Annotated in this window: 17 protein-coding genes; 3 read left to right on the forward strand and 14 right to left on the reverse strand. The window is 58.4% G+C overall.

The annotated features are described in order from the left end of the window. From tssG to FXO11_RS19490, 8 genes are all read right to left on the reverse strand, one after another. Positions 1 to 1,017, reverse strand: coding sequence for a type VI secretion system baseplate subunit TssG (gene tssG, locus FXO11_RS19455; RefSeq protein WP_148864592.1), 1,017 nt, complete (start codon positions 1,015 to 1,017; stop codon positions 1 to 3). Further along, on the reverse strand, positions 981 to 2,759 hold the full coding sequence (gene tssF, locus FXO11_RS19460) for a type VI secretion system baseplate subunit TssF (RefSeq protein WP_148864593.1): 1,779 nt from the start codon (positions 2,757 to 2,759) through the stop codon (positions 981 to 983). Before tssF ends, tssG begins: the two co-directional genes overlap by 37 nt. A gap of 4 nt (positions 2,760 to 2,763) precedes the next feature. Further along, positions 2,764 to 3,204, reverse strand: a complete 441-nt coding sequence (gene tssE, locus FXO11_RS19465) for a type VI secretion system baseplate subunit TssE (RefSeq protein ID WP_148864594.1) — start codon at positions 3,202 to 3,204, stop codon at positions 2,764 to 2,766. A gap of 3 nt (positions 3,205 to 3,207) precedes the next feature. After that, entirely contained in the window at positions 3,208 to 4,689 is a 1,482-nt protein-coding gene (gene tssC, locus FXO11_RS19470; protein ID WP_148864595.1) for a type VI secretion system contractile sheath large subunit, read from the reverse strand. Positions 4,690 to 4,822: 133 nt separating this feature from the next. After that, entirely contained in the window at positions 4,823 to 5,329 is a 507-nt protein-coding gene (tssB, locus tag FXO11_RS19475) for a type VI secretion system contractile sheath small subunit (RefSeq protein ID WP_148864596.1), read from the reverse strand. A 371-nt stretch (positions 5,330 to 5,700) separates the two neighbouring features. Continuing rightward, positions 5,701 to 6,897: an MFS transporter gene (locus FXO11_RS19480; RefSeq protein WP_227546171.1), complete on the reverse strand. Its 1,197-nt coding sequence runs from the start codon at positions 6,895 to 6,897 to the stop codon at positions 5,701 to 5,703. Between the two features lie 40 nt (positions 6,898 to 6,937). After that, positions 6,938 to 7,948 carry a GlxA family transcriptional regulator gene (locus FXO11_RS19485; RefSeq protein ID WP_148864598.1) on the reverse strand — a complete coding sequence of 337 codons (1,011 nt, stop codon included), beginning with the start codon at positions 7,946 to 7,948 and terminating at the stop codon, positions 6,938 to 6,940. Between the two features lie 434 nt (positions 7,949 to 8,382). Next, positions 8,383 to 8,874, reverse strand: coding sequence for a DUF4442 domain-containing protein (locus tag FXO11_RS19490; protein WP_148864599.1), 492 nt, complete (start codon positions 8,872 to 8,874; stop codon positions 8,383 to 8,385). A 473-nt stretch (positions 8,875 to 9,347) separates the two neighbouring features. Here FXO11_RS19490 and FXO11_RS19495 point away from each other — a divergent pair, with 473 nt between their 5' ends. After that, positions 9,348 to 9,614, forward strand: a complete 267-nt coding sequence (locus FXO11_RS19495; RefSeq protein WP_148864600.1) for an acyl-CoA-binding protein — start codon at positions 9,348 to 9,350, stop codon at positions 9,612 to 9,614. Between the two features lie 172 nt (positions 9,615 to 9,786). Next, on the forward strand, positions 9,787 to 10,095 hold the full coding sequence (locus tag FXO11_RS19500; RefSeq protein WP_148864601.1) for a site-specific integrase: 309 nt from the start codon (positions 9,787 to 9,789) through the stop codon (positions 10,093 to 10,095). 38 nt (positions 10,096 to 10,133) lie between these two features. Here FXO11_RS19500 and FXO11_RS19505 read toward each other — a convergent pair whose 3' ends face one another. Continuing rightward, positions 10,134 to 10,580 (reverse strand): hypothetical protein, encoded by a 447-nt coding sequence (locus FXO11_RS19505; protein ID WP_227545978.1) that lies wholly within the window; start codon positions 10,578 to 10,580, stop codon positions 10,134 to 10,136. Between the two features lie 159 nt (positions 10,581 to 10,739). Then, on the reverse strand, positions 10,740 to 11,258 hold the full coding sequence (gene greB, locus FXO11_RS19510; protein WP_148864602.1) for a transcription elongation factor GreB: 519 nt from the start codon (positions 11,256 to 11,258) through the stop codon (positions 10,740 to 10,742). A 401-nt stretch (positions 11,259 to 11,659) separates the two neighbouring features. Here greB and FXO11_RS19515 point away from each other — a divergent pair, with 401 nt between their 5' ends. Next, entirely contained in the window at positions 11,660 to 11,893 is a 234-nt protein-coding gene (locus FXO11_RS19515) for a hypothetical protein (protein ID WP_148864603.1), read from the forward strand. Positions 11,894 to 11,939: 46 nt separating this feature from the next. On the opposite strand, the gene FXO11_RS19520 is transcribed toward FXO11_RS19515, so the two are convergent. From FXO11_RS19520 to FXO11_RS19535, 4 genes are all read right to left on the reverse strand, one after another. Further along, positions 11,940 to 13,433 carry a HAMP domain-containing sensor histidine kinase gene (locus FXO11_RS19520; RefSeq protein ID WP_148864604.1) on the reverse strand — a complete coding sequence of 498 codons (1,494 nt, stop codon included), beginning with the start codon at positions 13,431 to 13,433 and terminating at the stop codon, positions 11,940 to 11,942. Beyond that, positions 13,420 to 14,100, reverse strand: a complete 681-nt coding sequence (locus FXO11_RS19525; protein WP_004579763.1) for a winged helix-turn-helix domain-containing protein — start codon at positions 14,098 to 14,100, stop codon at positions 13,420 to 13,422. Before FXO11_RS19525 ends, FXO11_RS19520 begins: the two co-directional genes overlap by 14 nt. Positions 14,101 to 14,238: 138 nt before the next feature. Next, positions 14,239 to 15,024: a hydroxypyruvate isomerase gene (gene hyi / locus FXO11_RS19530; protein WP_148864605.1), complete on the reverse strand. Its 786-nt coding sequence runs from the start codon at positions 15,022 to 15,024 to the stop codon at positions 14,239 to 14,241. Between the two features lie 4 nt (positions 15,025 to 15,028). Continuing rightward, a complete protein-coding gene (locus FXO11_RS19535) occupies positions 15,029 to 15,955 on the reverse strand; it encodes an NAD(P)-dependent oxidoreductase (protein ID WP_148864606.1) in 927 nt (308 codons plus the stop codon). Positions 15,956 to 15,962 lie beyond the last annotated feature (7 nt).

The raw sequence follows: 15,962 nt of genomic DNA on the forward strand, positions 1-15,962 counted from the left end.
TCACCGTCGGATCTGAATGCGGACGGCCTGCTGCGGCTCGCCCGGTGTCGGGTTAACGAAGGTGGTCCAGCCCAGGCGTACGTCCTTACCCAATTGCATGGGTTCGACATCTTCGGGCCGGATCACCAGCTCCAGGTCATACGCCAACTGTTCGCGCATGGTGAACTCCACCAGCTTGACCAGACTCTGGTGCTCCTGGCCATTGGGCAGGAAATCGGCGAATCGAGCGCGGGACAGATTCTTCAGACGCAGGATGAACTTGCCGCTACGGTCGCGGATGCGCGAACCCAGCAATGTTTCCTGACCCAATCGGCCGTTGGCCTTACCGAGGCAGGTCTGCTGGTCCGCCGGTATATCGACCTTGCGCAACACCCAGGGCTCGATTTCCACATCCGGGAGATCGAAACAGTGAGCGACGATGCCACTGACCACTTCCGGCGACCGGCTGCGGCCAGCCATCAAACCGGCGTAGGCCAGCATCTTCGACCAATTGATCGGCGTATCGCCGCGCAGGTCGCCATCGCCCAGACCGACCAACGAGAAGATGTGCTCGGAAAAGGCGTCGCTGGCGCCCGGCTGGAAGCGCACGTAATAGCGGTACTTGCGCCACACGCGGTGGAACAGGGTCACCAGCCGGTGATTAAAGAAGTCGAGGAAATAGCGGCGAATACCAGTGCCCTGTCCGTATTCCCAGGCCAGATCTTCCAAGTAGTAGCCCGGCAGCGGCGACTGGGAGCCGTGCAATCCCAGGAAGCTGACTTCCATCTGGTACGGCGCGTATTCGTGCTCCGGCAGACCCGCAGATAGCACGTCGCTACCCGGAAAACCCAAACTGGCGGTCGACGAGAATCGGATACGCTCGTAGTGCGGCGCATCGTCCGTCGACCGCTCGAGGTCGTCCCCGTGCAGGCGATGGATCAGGTCCACCAGCTGAAAAAAGTTGTAGCGGCGTGCATTCCCAAGAACGGGTTGCAGGCCGACTACATCAGGGGCTGCTGCCCGGTCTGTAACGTCCATGTGTACCGTTCCTGGTTATCGGAATTCACCACATCCAAGAGGTGAAAGGCATTGATACTGGCATAAAGTGCGAAGAACTGGCTGAGTACGGTGCCAAACAGGTAGAGATCGCCCTCCGAGGCGAAGGCCTGCTGGTCCAGCGTCAGCGTCGACTGGATGCCCCGCACGGGCAGGCCGCGATGCATGCGGTCCACCGGCTGGGTCTGGATCGCCTGGATACCCGCCAACCGCTGCTGGGACACCCGCTCCGCCTGGCGGTCCACCAGCGCACGGAAATCGTAGACCCGCAGCACCGAGCGCAGGGCGTCCACGTCCAGCAGTGACAGGTAGTTCAGCGACAGATTGGAAACCAGAGTCCACAACAGGCTGCCATCGAGCGTCGGGCGTAACGTGGGCGTCGGCCGCGTAATATTGCGGAAGGACGCAAACGCTGGCGTGCTCTGGGTGGCGTGACAGATATCGCCGACCGCCAACTGGCTCGGCAATTGCCGGTTGGTGCAGGTCAGGGTCAGCGAGATCGCCTCGTGCTGGTTCAGGCAGGCGCTCTCGTCCCCTCGCACAAACGAGATGAAATGATCGAAGCCGTCGCCGCGCACGCTCTCACGCACACGAACCCGGTAATACAGCGCCGTACGGTTGCGATCACGCTCTATTTGATGCTGAAAACTCTCGAACGCGCTGTACAGCCGCGGCTCACCACGCTCGCGGCCACGCGGGTTGTCCAGCCAGCCTTCCACCTGATCCACACTAAAGATTTCGTAGTGGGACGCATGGCGGCTAGACGGCTGCATACGGTATTCGGTCTGCCGGCCGTTGAGGTCGATAGGTTCGGCCTCGTGGGTGAACAGGTTGATCGCTGGCGCGCAGTAAAGCTGGAAGCTCTCTTCGCGCACCTTGGCATCGGGTGGCAACGTCCGGTTAAACCGAAAGCGCAGGGTTATTTCGTCAGCCTGGGCATTGGGCAGATGCCGATTCAGGCCCATCAGGTCGACGAAATGGAATGCCTCGGGGAAACTCAGGTATTCCTGCAGGATGCGGTAGCCGGAATAGGCATTTTTGGGATACGGCAGGAGCGCATCGTCCGCAGCAAAACCCACCTGGCGTAAGGCATCCTTCGGCAGGCGCTGAACGGTTCCACCCACTTCGAGTTCGATGGCCTCCAGACAATGGTTCAGCCAAAGATACAGGGTCTGCGCGGTGAAGGTGTCGCCACCCAGATGAAAACGCAGGCTGTCCATGCCCAGCTCGGACAACGGCTGGTCCGTATGCAGGGCCAGGGTCAGCTCGACCACGGACACTTCCCGTGAATGCTCGGCATGGGCCTCCGCCAGGGTCATCGGATACATGGCGATATCGCGACAGGTGCGGAAGCGGCACTGAGTCTGGCCGCGACGGTCGCCCACCATACCGCTGCGCACTTCCGTATGCCGCGGAATGACTTGGCGCTCGCTAAGAGCATGCAACTGCGGATCGAAACGCATAATGGTCGCGCTGGGCACCGGCCGCAGGTAGTTTGGCCAGAGCATGTTCAGCAGCGAATGGGTCAGCTCGGGGAATTCGTCCTCGACCTTTTCCCGCAGCTTGCCGGTCAGAAACGCAAAGCCTTCCAGCAGGCGTTCCACGTCCGGATCGGTGCTCTGCTCCGACAGGAAGCGGGTCAGCTGAGGATGGGCCTCGGCAAACTCACGTCCCTGCAGGCGCAGGAAATTCAGCTCGTCTCGATAGAATCTGTTTAACTTCACGACGTTACACCACGCGATAATATCGCCTGTCGTCCAACAGAAGGTCGATGGTAGTTCGATCCTCGAAGGAATTTACACGGAGGTGGACGGTAACCTGGAAGCGCAGCTGCAAGGGATCGGGTCCCTGGGGCATGGCAACGACGTCGACCCGTTTGACTCGGGGTTCGTACTGTTCGATGCACTGCCGGATAGCGCTGCGGATCCGGATGTTCAGGTCCTGGGTGCCGAGGGTGGCATCGTTGAAGTCCACCAGCCCGAGGGCCGGTGCACTGGCGCTGTTACCCGGATGGGTATTGAGCAGCCTAACCAGATGCCGTTTGATGGAATCCACCACGTGGGTGAACTCGCCCATTGCGTTCCCTGCGGGCCGGGAAGCCTGTTCGAGTCGCTCGAACAGGCTTCCCCCTGTGGACTGAACACCGTGATCACCGGTGTCCCAGCTCACGCGTTACTCCTTGTCGAGGCGTCCGACCAGCGAAAGCTCGAAGTTGGCACCCATGTATTTGAAATGCGGACGTACGGCCAGTGACACCTGGTACCAGCCCGGATCGCCTTCCACTTCGGAAACGGTAACCTGAGCGGCGCGCAGGGGGCGACGGCTACGGACTTCGGCCGGCGGATTTTCCTGGTCGGCCACGTACTGCCTGATCCACGTGTTCAGCTCACGTTCCAGATCCTGACGCTCTTTCCAGGAGCCGATCTGCTCGCGCTGCAGCACTTTGATGTAGTGCGCCAGGCGATTGATGATGAACATGTACGGCAGTTGGGTGCCCAACTTGTAGTTGGTCTCCGCTTCCTTGCCTTCCTTGGTATTGGGGAAGACCTTGGGCTTCTGCACCGAGTTGGCCGAGAAGAACGCGGCATTGTCGCTGCCCTTGCGCATGGTCAGGGCGATGAAACCCTCGTCCGCCATTTCGTATTCGCGGCGGTCGGTCACCAGCACTTCGGTGGGAATCTTCGCTTCCAGCTGGCCGAAGGATTCGAACAGGTGCACGGGCAGATCTTCAACCGCGCCGCCGCTCTGGGGGCCGATGATATTCGGGCACCAGCGATACTTGGCAAAGCTGTCGGTCAGGCGCGTGGCCAGCAAATAGGCGGTATTGCCCCACAGGTAGTGATCGTGGTCGCCGCTGACGTCTTCCTTATAGTTGAAGGCGCGCACCGGGTTATCGACCGGATCGTAGGGTGTACGCAGCAGGAAGCGTGGCGCGGTCAGTCCCAGGTAACGAGCGTCTTCGGATTCGCGCAGGGAGCGCCACTTGGCGTAGCGCGGGCCTTCGAAAACGGCGCTCAGTTCCTTGATCGCAGGCAACTCCTGGAAGCTATCGACGCCAAAGAAGGTCGGCGCGACGGAGGACAGGAACGGCGCGTGAGCCATGGCGCCAACGGAAGATACATACTGCAGCAGTTTCATGTCCGGGGTGGACGGGGTGAAGGCGTAGTTGCCGACAACCGCGCCGACCGGCTCACCACCGAACTGGCCATAACCGGTGGCATAGACGTGCTTGTAGAAACCGGTTTGGGTGACGTCCGGCGCGAACTCGAAGTCCTCGAGCAGCTCGGTCTTGGTGGCGTGCAGGATATCCACCTTGATATTTTCGCGGAATTCGGTGCGGTCGACCATCAGTTTCAGACCGCGCCAGGACGACTCCAGCTCCTGCAACTGAGGCGCGTGCAGGATCTCGTCCATCTGTGCGCTGATCTTGCGATCCAGCTCGACCACCATCTGGTCGACCAGCGCCTTGTTGACCGGCTGGCCTTTTTCTTCGCTATTCAGCAGGTTGGCAATGAAGGTCGCAACACCGCGACGGGCTACATCGTAGCCTTCGTCCGCCGGTTTCAAGCGGCTGTTAGCCATGACCTGATCGAGGAGCGAGCCCTCTTCTACGGATTCGGTGGCAGCGGACTGCTGCACGGCTGTATCAGACATACCACATCCCTTTAGTACGTGATTCGAAAGTACGTGTTTGAGGTTGAACAAAGGCGTCCTGGCCTTCAATCAGGTGTTAGGAACCTGGGGCGATTGGAACCCGAACGCCTTGAAGCGTACCGAAAGCCCGACTTCAGTCGGCTGCCGGTTCGCCTTCGCCACTGACCAGATCCAGCTCGGCCAGCAGTTTCTCGCGCGCATCGTCGTTGTCGAGCAGTTCCTGCAGCTTGGAGCGGAACTGCGGCACATTGCCGAGCGGACCTTTCAAGGCTACGAGGGCTTCGCGCAGTTCGATCAGCTTGCGCAGCTCAGGCACCTGGCGTGCCACGCTGTCGGGCGAGAAATCGTCGAGCTTGCCGAATTCGAGATTGACCGGGAGGTCGTCGGCATTCTCTTCGAGACGGTTAGGAACCGTTGTGGACAACGTCAGACCGGCTTCTTTCATCACGGACTGAAAGTTGTTCTTGTCAACGGAGATGCTTTTGCGTTCTTCGAGGGGAGTTTCTTCGGGGTGTCCCTTGAAATCGCCAACCACGAACATCTTCAGCGGCAATTCCATTTCAGCTTGCTGATCACCGGTGGCGGGGACGTACTTGATATTGATGCGCTCTTTAGGCGCAACAGAACCTTCCTTAGACATGGGAACTCCTTAAGTCCGTTTAACGTTGTACAGTCCATTGCACGTACCGTCCTGGTACGCTGTACGGAACGAACTCTACACACGAGCCCCATCGCCCTCAAGCAAAAAATCGCCGATTTTGTAAACAAATATAAAACTTGGGCAACTTATTGCCAGAGAGCGGCCTAAAATTAAAGCTAAATCAACCTTTTGGCGACATGTAAATAATTGCCCAAAAAACCAAGCATCGACAGATCACCGGCGCTTCGGTGTCCAGGTCCCGCGCCTACGATGGCCACACCGCTTAGACGGCGCTCAAAGGTGTCTGCACACCAGTGGGATGCCAGAGCATCTGCTGGCCGACCGTGGCAGTGAGAGCACCTTCGCCCCCTCTATTCTGTTTTACGACCGGCAGCGCCCGTTGTGTACACCTGTGGCCGAGCCCCCAGTCTAAGAAGTAGCAATACTGCCATAAGCAAAACTGGCACCATCCCCATATTCGCCGCACTCCAGCCAACTCCACTTATTAACGCGCCTGCAGCAAATGACGCCATTGTTGCCATGAAACCATTTCCCAACTCCATCAAGCCCTGAGCATGGCCGCGCTCGCCCGCTCTATGCCCGCTGGCCAAGAGGGTGGTGCCAGAGACGAACATCAGATTCCAGCCCATACCCAGCAGGAGAGAGCTGGCGAGGAAAGCGGCTTTAGTCTCTCCCGTAAGTGCGACCGACGCGCTCAGCGCCAGTAATACCGCACCCAGCAGCGCAATATTCCGGCTACCGAATCTATCCACCAGCGAGCCGGCCAAAAATGCCGGCAAGAACATGCCGAGCACATGCCACTGGATAACCTGAGCGGCGTTGTCGGTATTCAGGCCGCTGAACTTCATGGCCAGCGGAGTAGCGGTCATGACCAGTACCATAATGCCATGTCCCGCCAGGGTGGTGGCCATAGCGGTTCGTACAATCCGGCGCGATAGCAGTCGCTTCATGACCACTAGCCCGGTCTCACTGGGTTTGGGAGCGACGCCTTCTCTCAACCGGGCCATCAGGATCACGCCGATGAAGGCGAGCCCGGCTATCAGCAGATAGGAGCCCATAAACTGTACGTTAGCGGCGTCCCTAGACCAGATCGCCAATGTCGGCGCGATCACCGCCGCACAGACGCCGCCGCCGACCACAAGCGCAGCTGCCCGTCCCTTCTGGGCTTCCGGCACCATTTCCAGAGCGGCGAATCGATAGTACATCGCCGAGGCCTGATAGCCTCCGATCGCGGGGCCACCCAGGCAGAAGATCGAAAAGCTATCCAGCCAGATACCAGCAGCCGAGATCAGCCCGCCCGCAACGCCGAGTCCGGCCCCCAGAATCAGCCCGGGCCTGCGTCCGCGGGACTGCATGAACATCGAGAGAAAGTGCACAGTACCGAGATTGCCGGCGGCCAGCAGCGCCGACGGCAAAGTCGCCAAGACAGGTGATGGTGCAAGCGTCATACCCACAATAGAAGTCAGGGTGATTCCGATGATGGCACAAGACCAGAACAAAGCCTGGGCGATAAATAGCAATCGGACCGAGGGGTTACCGAGAAACAGCATGGTGACTCTCCAAAGCGGAGACGGAATTAGCTGGCGTTTACGCCAGTACGCTCGAACTGAAGCGCTGTGCGTATTCGATGGGGCTGACAGAAAGGTGACGATGAAACGCCCGGCGTAGAGTCTCCGGATGGCCGAAGCCGCAAAGCCTGGCCGCGGTACTGGCGCTGACCTGCCCACCCTGCAGCATTCCCCGGGCCACCTCCACTCGGACCCGCTCCACATAGCGCCCGGGAGTCATCCCGACGTCACGGACGAATATTCGGGAAAATGTCCGCGGCGCCATGTGGATACGCGCTGCCAGCACATCGAGGGACAGATCCTTGTCGAGATTGTCGGGAATCCAGTCCAGCACGGCGCTTAGACGCGTGGTCGTGCCTATCTCTGGCATCAGGTAAGCGCTGAACTGCTCTTGGCCACCCGGCCGTTTCAGGAATACCACCAGCCTTCGAGCCACGGCCAGGGCGAGGGCTTGGCCCAGATCCGCCTCTACCAGGGCCAGTGCAAGGTCGATCCCGGCCGTGACGCCGGCCGAGGTAAAGATGTGCGCGTTGCCATCGCGGTCGTCGGGATCGTAGGTGTGCAGTCGATTTGTATGAACCCGGACCTGGGGAAAACGCAATTTCAGTTCGTCACGTCGCGACCAATGGGTCGTCGCGACGCGGTCGTTCAGTAGTCCAGCCGCCGCCAACACCAGCGCACCAGAGCACACCGAGCCGAGTCGGCGGACTTGGCCTTCGGCCTTTCGTACCCACTCCAGCACATCTGGCGACCGCCAGGTGGCATCGACACCCACGCCTCCCGGTATCAGCAAGGTATCGAGATTGGCGGCGTCGATGGCTGACCATGCCTCGTCAGCATATAGCCGGAATCCGGCGGAGGTTGTGATTGGCCCCGCCTCCGGACCTAATACGAGAGTTTGATAGGCCGGGGGTAAGCCCAGTCGCTTGAGTTCATCATTCGCGGACGCAAAGACTTGTAGCGGCCCCGTTACATCGAGGCTCATCACTTCGGGGAAAGCAAGTGAGGCAATCTGGCGGGGGTGGTTCATGAGGTTAGTCCATTAACGGTTTATCTGCCGTTAGCGTGTGTCAAAGCGGCGATGGCGACAAGGACAAATACCCCACTGATCTGGCCAACTTGATCATTGGTTTGGGAATGACGGTTTTTTGTCGGGGTCCCGATAGAGTTAAAAATGTAGTTAAAAGGAACCAACGGGGTCGGAGCACATTTTCGGTTAGAGACATCAAGAATGGCCTCTTGCACCCCAGGACATGCCCAAGGGGACGGACCTGTCCGTGTTCAGTCAGGCGAACTGGGCGCGTCGCCTTCCAGCTCAATACCCGGCCTCGAAAGCGGTTAGGATTTAAACCGCCACTATAGGCCTTTATAGATCTGAACAAGCGACCTCAGAATGCGCCACCAGGCGTTCATAACCCGGTGTTGCACCTGAAGTCTGGAGTCGGAGCCCGCCCTGCATCGTAATCAGCGGCGCTTCGGTGTCCAAGCCCAGATCATCTCAATTGTAATGGGCTCCTTCTCCTCGGCATCGTGGATAGTGACCTGGATCGATGCCTCGCCCTTGTCGTCGGTCTTCATCCGCTGCTGCTGCTCCGGCGTCACCGAGGCCACCACCCGCATATCGCCTTTGGCACGCTTGGTGTAATCCGCATGCACGGTCTTGATAACGGGCACCTTGTCATCCGGCACATTCAGCCCCACCAGAAAGCCCGTCGCCGATTCGGCCAGCAGTAGCGACGCCACCGCATGGACGCCGCCAATATGGTTTTGTACCCGGCGCTTGTTGACCAGATGGATCGTGCATTGGTTTTCGTTCAGGGCTTCGATCCTGATCCCGACGGTGCCGGTAAACGGGACCGCTTTGCCGAAAAACAAAGAGAGTGCGCGGGCGCGGGCAAACTCAGGGAGTTGGTTGATACGCTTCACCATTCCGTGAAGCCGGTTGTTTGCTGTCATTTTTCTAAAGAACCTCTGATTAAGTCTATTGGCGATTCTGCAAGCCTTGAGGGCCTTTCTGGCAAGGCGCGAATCGCCGGCAATGGCTATAGCCCTTGGCAAGATTCGCAACGCGGGCCAGAAAGGCCCTCAAGGCTTGCCCGAAGGGGCTTGCCCTGAGAGCCGTTCCCCGCGTTGCGGCTTCTTGAAAGGCAACCAGCCTTCCTGCGGCGCCGCGCCTTGATTCCGGCTCTCAGGGCAAGCCAGAATCGCCAATAGACTTAATCAGAGGTTCTCTAATTCTCCGGTGTCTGAAAGGCGCCTCTTGCGGACGCGCGCGTCAATGTAGCCGATCGTTCTAGCAATGGAAATCATATGCGGCGTTTGCGGATTATGACGGTCCAGCGGAAGGTCGCTATACTCATCGTTTATAATCCCGAAATAAGACGGGCCGCCTCACGCTGGCACGTCGTTCTGACACGAAAGGAAAGACCATGAGCGACCTGAAGACCCAATTCAACGACGCAGTAAACTACATCCAGAATGCCGAAGGCGACTTCAAACCCTCGAACGAGCTCAAACTGGAGTTCTATGCCCTCTATAAGCAGGCGACTGAGGGTGATGTTAGCGGCAAGAAGCCCGGAATGCTGGATGTGGTTGGGCGCGCCAAGTACAACGCGTGGGAAGAGAAAAAAGGAATGTCCAGCGAGCAAGCCATGCAGAATTATGTCGATCAGCTGGAATCTTTGAAGAACGGCTAAACCGACGCTTCTCTGCCTGGCGGCCCAACAACGGCGCCGTCAGGCTGTCTTCTTAAAGACCTTCTCCCACCTCCGTGTTCCAATCTGTAAATCAAGGATGTCTCATTCAAACGTTTGTCATAGAATACTGCCACTCTAAAAACAAGAAACCCACAGGATCTAAGACGTAATCATGAGCATGACCGAAGCGCTGGACCAAAGTCAGTCCGGCCTATTGTCGCGCGTTCATCGCGCTATCCAGCTACACAAACTCAATCAGCGCACCGAGCAGACCTATTTGCACTGGATCAGCCGTTACGTGGTTTTTCATGACCTGAAAAATCCCGCGGAATTGGGCGACCAGGAACAGCAGCTTTTTCTTGGCTACCTGCAGCAGCGCATGCGCGTTTCACGTGCACGGTTGAACCAGGCCAAACAAGCCCTCGCATTCTTTTACGAAGAAGTGCTCGGGCAAGCGCCGCCGACCGCGACTGCTGGCTAGGATAAATCACCCTGGCGAACAGCCACGATAACGAGTGCTCAACGATCCCTCAGGTTCGCATTCAAAGTATCGTAAGTGCGGTTTTCCGGCGGCCGGATGACATAGTTATTGCCAAAGGTCTGGCCCGGGACGCTCTTCGGATTGCTGAAACGAATCTCAACGGGGATTTCGTAACGTCCAAGGTCGGTACGATCGTCACGCGGCTGGAAGGCCAACGGGTCCAGGTAGTAGTCCTCGTCGGGCTGCGTTACTGGCCGCGCCGGAATACCGGCTGCGGGCGCCGCGAGACCACCTTCGATAATGGTCTCTGACAGCGCACTTTGATCCAGGGACTCGAAGGGAATGGTATGCATGGTGGAACGCTCTTCATACGTGAAGGCGCCGTTCGCAGCCTGTGCATTGACGTCCGCGGCGAACATGCCTGCTAATAACAGGCCGATTGCTCGGCGGGTCGTTCTCTGACGTTTCGACTGGACGGAGTACATGGCCGGGTCCCTGGACAGTGACGTGTTCAAGCCGTCGTTGTTCGAGTGAAGACCTATGTCATCAATAACGTCATGACGGCGAATCATTGAACAGCTTATCGCCAATTAAATCAGCCGTTTTAACTATTCGCGAAAATTGTGACCATGTTCACTTCACCGTCAAGCGTTGGCCTTTGGGGACAATTCATAGCGAATATCGACGATCAGGTAATGCATCAGGCCGTCCGGGGCACGGAACTCTATCTCGTCGTCCAGCCGCCGACCTAGCAACGCCCGAGCCAGAGGCGCATCGACACTCAGGTAGCCTTTGGACAAGTCGAATTCATCGGGACCGACCAAGCGGTACTCCCGGATTTGACCCGCTTCGTCTTCCAAGGTCACCCAGGCCCCGAAAAAAATCCTTCCCTTATCCTCCGGCAACCGGTCGACGATCGTTAGTTCGTCCAGACGCTTGGTCAGGAAACGGACACGACGATCGATTTCGCGTAACTGCTTCTTGCCGTAGATGTATTCGGCGTTTTCGGAACGATCGCCCAGTGCTGCGGCATCACGCACGGCCTGAGTGACTTCCGGACGTTTTTCCTTCCACAGATAGCGCAGTTCCTCACGCAATGCCTGTTCGCCTTGTGGCGTGATGTAGCGGGCGCGGGCGCGCCCCGATCCGGGTTTTTGGGCCATCTGGGAATCCTGCCGCTGAAAACTGCAATTTTGGCGTCGCCGCCCCTGATCGTGCAACCCAAAGCCCTTACACGTTATCGGCAGACATAAAAAAACCCCGCTGGTGGGCGAGGTTAAGGCTAGCGCTGTGCTGGAGGGAGCAATAGCAATATGGAAGGGATTCCATATCGGCTATTGCCTTACTCGACTCTTTCTATTCTCCATACTCAGCCTTACGCCGGGGTGGCCGTGCTATTACACTTTTTTCAGGTGGAATGGGCCTATACGGGGCCGTTTTAGGTTGAGCATTCTAGAAAGGGTACTTAAAGTCACCGCGACTGGTTTGACGTGAGCCGCCGGCCTTTACAAGCCTGGACCCGCGTCCATCAATGCCTGAAAACGGCTTCAAGGGAGGTGTTGGGATGAATACGAAAAAAGCACTGGATTTTGCACTCAATCGCCTGGATGCAGTGGGCTATCAATTGGATCGTTATGGCATCACGAGCAAGGTCAACCGCCACACCTTGATCGCTTTGGCGATGGCTGAGCAAAAACACCTTGAGGGTGAATGGGATAGCCTGCAGACGCGCTACGGTAGTCAAATTCGCTTTGTTGAAGGTGTTGTCGGCCGGGTGCGCGGCCTGGTTCGAATTTGATCCAGTGCATTAGCGCGTGGCCATTGGCCGGGAGGCCTTTTAGGCCTCACGCACGCTCCCCCGATTCGTCCTCGGAATTCGGCTTATCCGATGCCTCTGCCGCTGATGATTGCTGCCCCTGCTGGGTGCGCAGCACCTTGCGCTTCAACGGCCGGTAAAGCGGTAAATAGACCCTCACTGACAGGCCAGGGTTCTCCTCCTCTTCCGGGCGCCGGTCGGTCAGTTCGATACGGCCCTGGTGGATTTCCGTAACGGCGCTGACCAGACTCAGCCCAAGGCCGTTGCCCGGCAGCGAGCGGCTTTTACCCACCCGGTAGAAGCGCTGGAACACGTTATCTTTCTCACTATCCGGAATACCAATCCCGCTATCGCTGACCTCCAGCACCGCTTCACCATTCACGGTTTCAACCGCGACACGGATATCGCCGGCTTCCGGCGTGTACTTGATGGCATTGTCGATCAGGTTGCTGACCATCTGGAAGAGCAAGTCGCGATCACCCTCGATCTTCACATCCAGGCTAATGGCTTGCTCGAAGGCCTGGTCCTTATCTTCGGCGACCGCTTCGTAGAGTTCGCAAGCGTCTGCCACCAGTTCACCCAGGGAAATCTCCGTCTTGTCGGCCGCGTTGCCCCGGGTTTCCAAACGCGCAATCCGCAATAGCGCGTTGAAGGTCGCCAATAGTTGGTCAGCCTCAGCGACCGCTTTGGTGGCCTGGTCCCGCGCCTCATCGTTATCCACCGCAATCAGGGTATTTTCCAACTGGTTACGCAAACGCGTCAGGGGGGTGCGCAGGTCGTGCGCGATGCTGTCGGACACGTGGCGGATGCCTTCCATCAAGTAAACAATGCGGTCCAGCATCTGGTTAAGATTTTCCGCCAACTGATCGAAATCGTCGCTGGTGCCGCGGGTGGGTATCCGTAGGGATAGGTGACCGTTCATGATGCGCCGGGAGATAGCGTTGATTACTTCGATGCGCTTAGTGGTGCTGCGACTCATCATGAAGCCGCCGAGCAATGCCAGCGCCAGGGTAATGCCCATTCCCCAGTTAATGGCCCGCTCAATCAATCGCTTAAGCGTAGTGAGTTCCTGGACGTCACGCCCCACCAGCAGGCGCAAACCACCCTGAACCTCGAATACACGCGCCCGGGCCAGACGCTCGGAACCCGTCCAGCCAACGCTGTCGTCGAGGGTGAAATTGATCCAGCCGTTCTGCACCTGAGCCTCTTCCGGCCACGTGCTGAGGTTACCAGCCAGTTTCAGATAGTCATCGGTCGCTAGCAGGTAGAGGGATTTGGCGTTGGGATCCCGGGAGACGCGCTCCCGGATAATCGTGATGAGGCCGTTGATACCGCGGCCTCGGTACTGTTCGGCTAGACCGGCGATCTCCGCCTCGATGGTTTCATCCGTCTGTTCGGTCATGAAACCGGCGGTACGCCAGTAGATAAACGCCAGCAATAGGAACACAGAGGTGGCGAACACCACCATGTAAAGCAACGCCAGCTGAAAGGTAGAGGTTTTAAGCTGACTAAGTATCTTCACGCAACATGTATCCGGCGCCTCGAACCGTCTGCAGCAGCGGCGTCTCGAATTCCTTGTCGATCTTGGCGCGCAGACGGCTGATGTGCACGTCGATCACGTTGGTTTGCGGATCGAAGTGATAATCCCAGACTTTTTCGAGGAGCATGGTACGCGTCACCACTTGCCCCGCATTGCGCATGAGGTATTCCAGCAGACGGAATTCACGCGGCTGCACATCGATGTTCTGGCCGGCACGCTTGACCGTACGGGCCAGCAAATCCATCTCCAGATCAGCTACACGCAGTACGGTTTCGGTCTCCGGAGCCTGACGGTTACGTCGAACCAGGGCGTCGATTCGCGCCAGCAACTCGGTGAACGAAAACGGCTTGGTGAGGTAATCGTCACCACCGCCGCGCAGACCTTCAACGCGGTCGTCCACGTCACCCAGCGCGCTGAGTATCAGTACCGGCACACTATTGCCCGTTGCGCGGACTGTTTTGATGATGTTCAAACCATCCATGCCGGGCAACATCCGGTCGACAATCATGATGTCGTAGTCTTCGCTGGCAGCCAGCATCAAACCGTCCTTACCGTCTGCCGCATGGTCGACGACAAAGTCAGACTCCTTCAGGCCCTTGACGAGATATGTTGCTACATCGTGATCGTCTTCAATTACCAGCGCTCTCACCGGTTAGCCTCCCGCTATGCATGAATTGAACGACTACAGAGTACGAATCGGCACCTTAAACAGCCAGTTAACATCTTGTAAGAGGGTGTCGCAATTAGCGACGGTCAGCACATGGCGACGCAAGGTACCGCTCAAAACTTACCGTGTTGCAGACGGCCTCAGCCACCCCAACGTTTTCGATGTGGGTCCCGTCGGGTGATACTCAGCACTCACCCAACCACTATAGCCCATTCTGTCCAACGCTTTGAAAACAAAATCAAAGTTGATCTCGCCCGTGCCCGGCTCATGACGCCCCGGATTATCGGCAAACTGAATATGGCCGATGCGATCCAGATGCCGCTCGAGGGTGCGGATCACGTCGCCGGACATAATCTGCATGTGATAGATATCATACTGCAAACGGATGTTGGCTTCGCCTGTCGCGTCGATGGCCTCCAGCACTTTTTCTGCAGTATCGAGGACATAGCCCGGCATATCCACCCGGCTGTTGATCGCCTCTACCATAAGCGTGATGCCCTGTGGAGCCAGCTTGCGGGCGGCCAATCCCAGATTGGCCACGAGGGTGTCCCAGGCCGCCTGTTGCGGCAACTCATCAGGCGGCAAGCCCGCCAGGCAATTGATCTGTCGACAGGCCAATGCCTCGGCATACGCTAGCGCCTGGTCCAGTCCGGCCTCAAATTCCCGCGTCCGGTCCGGCAGGCAGGCTATTCCTCTCTCGCCGGCGTCCCAGTCGCCCGGCGGAAGGTTGAATAACACCTGGGTCAGACCGTTGTCCGTGAGCCGCTCGCGCAGTACCCGCGCGGACCAAGCATACGGGAACAAGTACTCCACGCCCAGAAAGCCGTCCGCGGCGGCTGCGGCAAAGCGATCGAGGAACGGCAGCTCCGGATAAAGCAGGGTCAGGTTGGCGGCGAAATTCGGCATCAGCCTACTTCCCTGTTTGCGATCTGGCGCGCGCCGGGAGGTCCGGCTGGGTCAGCTGCACACCGTTAAGATGCTCCAGGGCCAGCAATAGCCCGCTATGATCCGTTTCGCCCTGACCGTCGGCCAGCAGGCTCAGGTACTGATCGTGAACGCTCTGGGCCAATGGTAAGGTCAGGCCTTCGGCGCGGGCCTCATCCAGGATCATGCGCATGTCTTTAAGCTGGATGCGCGATGGCGCGCCAGGTTCGAACTGACGGTCGATCATGCGCTGGCCGTGGAGATCGAGAATCCGGCTACTGGCGAACCCGCCCATCAACGCCTCGCGCACAGCGGCGGGATCGGCACCGCCCTGGGCTGCCAGCAATAGCGCTTCGGACACCGCGCCGATGGTAATGCCGACGACCGCCTGGTTGGCCAACTTGGCCAGCTGACCCGAGCCCGACGGCCCGATATGCGTGACGCGTCCCAGCGTTTCAAGCACCGGGCGTGCCTTGTCCACTATTTCCGCCTCGCCCCCCACCATAATACTCAAGCTGCCAGCCGCGGCGCCTACCGTTCCACCGGAGACCGGGGCATCCAAGTACGCCGCGGAGTTTTCTTCGCATCGGCTGGCGTGGTCCCGGGCAGTGGCAGGTTGTACCGAGCTCATGTCGATGACGATAGCGCCAGGCGGAAGCTGATCGATCACACCCTGCTCGACCATCACGTCGTGCACCACGGCACCGTTCTCCAGCATGGTGATAAGGATGTCAGCTTGTTGCGCGGCTTGTGCAGGGGAGTCGACGACGCGTGCGCGTTCCGCGAAAGGCTCGCATTTGGCCCGGGTACGGTTCCAAAGGGTCATGGTATAGCCGGCATTAAGCAGGTTCTCCACCATGGGAGCACCCATCAGGCCGATACCGAGAAATGCAATGTGGGGCTGTGTAGTCATATTACCT

It is taken from the genome of Marinobacter fonticola, from assembly GCF_008122265.1.
Classification (GTDB): domain Bacteria; phylum Pseudomonadota; class Gammaproteobacteria; order Pseudomonadales; family Oleiphilaceae; genus Marinobacter_A; species Marinobacter_A fonticola.